3 protein-coding genes are annotated in these 3,313 nt (G+C 71.3%); 2 read left to right on the forward strand and 1 reads right to left on the reverse strand.

Going from position 1 to position 3,313, the window contains the following annotated elements; translation table 11 throughout:
- On the forward strand, nt 1-1,464 hold a 1,464-nt coding region (locus ABZ646_RS43335), incomplete at its 5' end, for an FAD-dependent oxidoreductase (protein ID WP_360532350.1).
- Between the two features lie 646 nt (nt 1,465-2,110).
- Nucleotides 2,111-2,389, forward strand: a complete 279-nt coding sequence (locus tag ABZ646_RS43340) for a GlsB/YeaQ/YmgE family stress response membrane protein (protein ID WP_046731373.1) — start codon at nt 2,111-2,113, stop codon at nt 2,387-2,389.
- A 221-nt stretch (nt 2,390-2,610) separates the two neighbouring features.
- Here ABZ646_RS43340 and ABZ646_RS43345 read toward each other — a convergent pair whose 3' ends face one another.
- Nucleotides 2,611-3,306, reverse strand: a complete 696-nt coding sequence (locus ABZ646_RS43345; protein WP_360532353.1) for a TetR/AcrR family transcriptional regulator — start codon at nt 3,304-3,306, stop codon at nt 2,611-2,613.
- Between the last annotated feature and the right edge of the window lie 7 nt (nt 3,307-3,313).

The raw sequence follows: 3,313 nt of genomic DNA on the forward strand, positions 1-3,313 counted from the left end.
GGTCAACCCCTCCTCCGGCGCCTACGGGCTCGTCCAGGCGCTGCCCGGCTCCAAGATGGCCTCCGTCGCCGCCGACTGGCAGACCAACCCGGCCAGCTCGGCGGCAGGCTGGCCGGATGGTCCACGCGGCTGGCCGACGGCACGACGGTGACGATGAGTCGGGGCTTCCACGCGTTCTTCCGGCAGTACTACAACCTGCGGGCCCTGCTGCGCCGCACCGATCCGGTCCTGGCCCGCCTCACCCGGCTGCCCGACTATCCGCTGCGCCACGGCAGCGGCCGGCAGGACAGCTTCCGGCATGTGCCGCGCACGCCTCCACTGAGTGCCCTCGGGTTCGTGGCGCTGAGCGAGTCGTTCTCCGCACGCGACCTGGTCCGGATGCGCCCGCGTGCGGCGCTCCCGCTGCTCGACGTGCGGGTTCCGGAGGTGTACGAGCGGCTCGACCACGTCAGCGCGTACGACTTCCTGGAGGAGATCCGCTTCCCGTCGGCGGCCCGGCACCTGGCCTTCGAGGTGTTCTCCCGCAGCTTCTTCGCCGATCCCCGGACGCTGTCGGCGGCGGAGATGGCGCTGATGTTCCACATCTACTTCCTCGGCTCGGCGGAGGGTTTGTTGTTCGACGTGCCCCGGGAGCCGTTCCCGCAGGCGCTGTGGGACCCGATCGCCGCACGCCTGGAACGGCTCCACGCGCGCGTGCGCACGAACACGCCGGTGGAGGGCGTCAGCGTCCTGCCGTCCGGCGGCTACGGCGTGGCCACCGCGAGCGGCGAGGAGCTGTACGACGGGGTCGTGCTCGCCCTCGACCCGGCGGGGTTGCGGGGCCTGGTGGGCCGTTGCGGCGACCTGGGGGACGCCGAATGGCGCGAGGGCGTGGGGCGGTTGCGTACCGCCCCGCCGTTCCTGGTGTCCCGCCTGTGGCTGGACCGGCCCGTGCGCGCGGACCGGCCGGGCTTCCTCGGCACCAGCGGCTACGGGGCGCTGGACAACGTCAGTGTGCTCAGCGGCTGGGAGGGCGAGGCGGCCCGGTGGGCGGCCCGCACCGGCGGCTCGGTTGTCGAACTGCACGCCTACGCCGTGCCCGAGGACGCCGGCCGGGAGACCACGGAGAAGGAGCTGCTCGGACAGCTGCACCGGCTCTACCCGGAGACGGCCCGGGCGCGGGTGGTCGACGCCCGTCACGAGTGGCGGGCCGACTGCCCTCTGTTCGCGGTGGGCGGCCACGCGGACCGGCCCACGGTCACCACCCCCACGCCCGGCCTGGTCGTCGCGGGCGACACGGTCCGCACCGGCCTGCCGGTGGCCCTGATGGAACGGGCCGCCACCAGCGGCTTCCTCGCCGCCAACGAACTGCTGGTCCGCTGGGGCCTGCGCGGCCACGAGCTGTGGACCGTTCCCGGCCGGGGCCGCCCAGGCGTCCTGCGCCGGGTGGCGGCCCTGGCGGAGGGCGGGGGCCGGGAGCGGTGAGCGCCACCCGGCCCGGGGGACCGGGCCGGGGGCCGTACCCGACCGGGGCAGGCCCACCCTGATCGTGGTGTGGCTGACCGTCCGTCGGCTCAGTCGCCCTGCCGCGGACCGGTGGCGTACCGGTAGACCGTCGCCAGCCTGTGATCCACCGGCCATTCGTCGCGAAACCTCATGACACATCCCTTCCGACGCGTGCCAGGCCCCCAGATCGGTCGGGTACGCGCGGCGGCGGACTGGCTCGAACGGGCGCTCGGCAACCGCGAGTTCATCCCCGTCGACGCCAGAGGCTCAGCCCCTGGACGCGCACTATGGCGACCTGGTCCGCGTCGCCCTGATGGAAGCACGCCCCGCCGGCCCGCACACCTGCCAGCTCATGGCCGCAATCCGCCTGACCCGCTCACAGGTCGGCCGCGGGATGCGGCACGTCCGCGACGTCGTCGCCGAGAACCTGACGCCGATCATGCGAACCCTCCGGGCACGACAAAGGACTTACTCTCGCCTCAAGCGTCTGCGCTGCGCGGCCCTGGATTTCTGAACAGGCGGCACCGGCAAGGGATGGCCGTGACCCGGATGAGACGTTTGTTCGGGCGTCATCGGTGCACACGATGAGCTGACACAGCCCTTATTCGAGGAAGCGAGACGCAACATGGGCATCATCGCGTGGATCATCATCGGCCTGCTCGCCGGCGCCATCGCCAAGGCCTTGATGCCGGGCAAGGACCCGGGCGGCATCATCGTCACCATGCTCATCGGCATCGTCGGCGGTCTGCTGGGCGGCTGGCTCGGCAAGGTGATCTTCGGTGTTGACTCCATCGACGGGTTCTTCGACCTGTCCACATGGATCGCCGCCATCGTCGGCTCCCTCATCCTGCTGGTGCTCTACCGCCTCGTCACCGGCAACCGGCACTCGCACCGTCACGCATAGCCCGTCGAAGGCATACGCCGACGCGACCTGACAGCTCCCTCCTCGGTTCACAGGACGGGAGCTGTCAGCGTGTACGGGGAGGTGTGCAGGCCGCCAGGAAGGTGGTTGAGGCCCTGGTCCCCACGCGACCGTGGGCCTTTTTGCGCGCCTTGCACTCCGGCAGTGGACCGCTCGTCGGTCCACTCGGAGTTCAAACGCGGCCGGTCGTGGCCCGAGCGCGGTTACGGGCGGGGCGGCGAGCACTCGATGTCGGGGACTGTCGTCGCCGAGCGGGTCCGGCCGGGCCCGGAGGCGGTGCTCTCGTCGGGCCCACGGGCGGTGTGGATCCGCAGCAGCCCTTCGATGCCGCGCAGCAAGGTCTCACCGGCGAGGACGGGATCGCCGAGGTGGCCGGCGCTCATCGCGCCGTCGCGGAGCATGACGAAGTGCTGCCCGGCGCGCTCCGCTTGTGCGGTCGTGATCTGGGCGAACAGCCCGGTGATCGTGTGGAGGAACCACGCGCGGTGCTGTACGACGGCACGGTGGACCGGGTGGTCGGGATCGGGGAATTCCGTGGCTGCGTTGAGGAAGGCGCAGCCGCGGTAACCCGGCGAGCGGATCTGTTCGACCAGGGACGCACCGATGCCCGTAAGGATGCCGTCGGCCGGCGCGTCCGCGCCCGTCAGGGAGCCGATCTGGGTGCGGATCGCCTGGTCGACGCTTCCGATGTAGGCGACGGCAAGGTCCTCCTTGCTGCGGAAGTGGCGGTAGAAGGTGGCGTTGGTGACCTTTGACTCGGCGACCAGACGGTCGACGCCCACCGTGTGGATGCCTTCCGCGTAGAAGAGTTGCCCGGCGGTCCTCAGGAGCCGTTCCCGGGCCTCGGAGACCCGCCTGCCAGTGCCAGTGCCGACTTCCGTCTTTGTCATATCACCCATGGTAGCG

Origin of the sequence: Streptomyces sp. NPDC007162 (assembly GCF_040634175.1) — a bacterium.
Classification (GTDB): domain Bacteria; phylum Actinomycetota; class Actinomycetes; order Streptomycetales; family Streptomycetaceae; genus Streptomyces.

What these genes read in the sequence shown, in the direction of transcription:
- ABZ646_RS43340 (WP_046731373.1), top strand. Translation starts at nt 2,111, where the DNA reads ATGGGCATCATCGCGTGGATCATCATCGGCCTGCTCGCCGGCGCCATC.
- ABZ646_RS43345 (WP_360532353.1), bottom strand. Translation starts at nt 3,306, where the DNA reads ATGGGTGATATGACAAAGACGGAAGTCGGCACTGGCACTGGCAGGCGG.